Annotated in this window: 1 protein-coding gene; it reads right to left on the reverse strand. The window is 38.3% G+C overall.

All coding sequences use genetic code 11. From position 1 onward, the window contains the following. Nucleotides 1–108: 108 nt before the first annotated feature. Nucleotides 109–1755: arginine--tRNA ligase (gene argS / locus Q8M88_RS06630; protein ID WP_305595624.1), on the reverse strand; the 1647-nt coding region annotated here is incomplete at its 5' end.

Genomic DNA, 1755 nt, shown 5'->3' on the forward strand with positions numbered 1-1755 from the left:
AATTTCTAATTCTTAATTTCTAATCAATTTATAATGATTTAATGTTTAAAGCTTAAAGCATTTAGATTTCATTAAAAATTTAAAATTTAAAATTTAAAATTGTTTATTCTACATCTTCTCCGGAGCGCTGACACCGAGTAAATCCAGAGTATTTTTGAGCGTAATTTGCGTGGCTCTAAGAAGTGCTAAGCGCGCTTGAGTCAGCGCTTGTCCTGAGGTTGACGAAGGATCTTTAGAAATTACCTGATTAGCTTCATAAAATTTATGAAACGAAGTTGCAAGTTCTAACGCGTAAGCTGTCAGAGCATTTACTTCAAGATTTTTAGCAACTTCTTCAACCAAATACGGAAAAACAAGCAATTTCCGGATAAGCTCTATCTCCTCTTTTTCCTTAAGCAGTGAAAAGTCTGCCGAATTGATTTGAGATTTGAGATTTTCCGCCCGGGGCGGATCGGCCTTGGGCCGAGACTTTTGACTTTTAGCGAATATGGAACATATTCTCGTAAAGGCGTACTGGACGTAAAAAACAGGGTTCTCGGCTGATTTTTTCTTAGCAAGCTCCAAGTCAAAATCCATGTGAGTTTGAGTGCGCGGAGTTAAGAGGAAAAATCTAAAAGCGTCTTTGCCAACTTCATCCAAAACTTCCCTTGCCGTAACAAAAGTTCCGGCTCTTTTACTCATTTTTACGACTTCGTTTCCTCTTTTTAGCCTTATCCATTGATACAAAACAAGTTTTAAGCTGTTTGGGTCAAAACCTAGGGCTTTGACAACTGCCTGCATTCTTGGCACGTGTCCCGAATGGTTTGCTCCCCAAATGTCTATTACTATATCATTCTTACTCATTTTTTCGTTATGATATGCAATATCTGAAGCAAAATAGGTGTAATCCCCGTTTGATTTTTTAACAACAGTTTCCCTGTCTTTTAAAAATTCGTCATTTGCTAAAAACCACAAAGCGCCGTCTTTTTCTTTAAGGAATTTTTGAAGTTTTGCTAAAACTTGCGGCACTTCTTTTCGTAAATCCGATTCTTTTCGTACTTTATCGAATTTAATTCCCATATCTTCGCAGTCTTTTAAAATTTCTGTAAGCATTATTCCAACGGCGTTTGACGCGGCTTTTTCGATAAATTCTTCTTTTGCTGCCTGCGGCGCCTTTGATACTTTTGATACTTTCAGCGCTTTTGATACCTCCAGAGCTAACTCTTTTATATATTCACCCTGATACTGGACTTCGTAGTCCTTTGCTTTTTGATCGGGATGAATAGTAAAGTAGATTGCCTCTCCAAGCCTATCAACCTGTCCGCCGACGTCATTATGCAAATATTCGCGGACAACTTTATAGCCAACTTTTGCTAAAACATTGGCAATTGTGTCTCCTAAAGGCCCTCCTCTGGCGTTTCCGATATGCAAGGGTCCTGTCGGATTTGCCGACACAAACTCAACGCTCGCCTTTTTGTTTTTCCCTATATTTGATGAGCCGTAAGAATTTCCCTTTGAAATAATACTTTGAACTTGATTTTGCAGATATTTTTGAGAAAGGTAAAAATTAATAAATCCCGGCGGTGCGATTTCGACTTTGTCAAAATCTGTATCTAGTATCTTGTATCTAGTATCTAGTATCTGAATTATTTCTTCTGCTAATTCCATTGGATCTTTGATTTTCCCGCCTGCAACGCTTGTGCTTGCACTGCGGGCAGGTGATTTTTGATTTTTGATATCCGAGAAGATTGCAAGAGCAATATTCGAGGCAAAGTC

Source organism: Phenylobacterium sp. (assembly GCF_030693805.1).
Classification (GTDB): domain Bacteria; phylum Pseudomonadota; class Alphaproteobacteria; order Caulobacterales; family Caulobacteraceae; genus Phenylobacterium.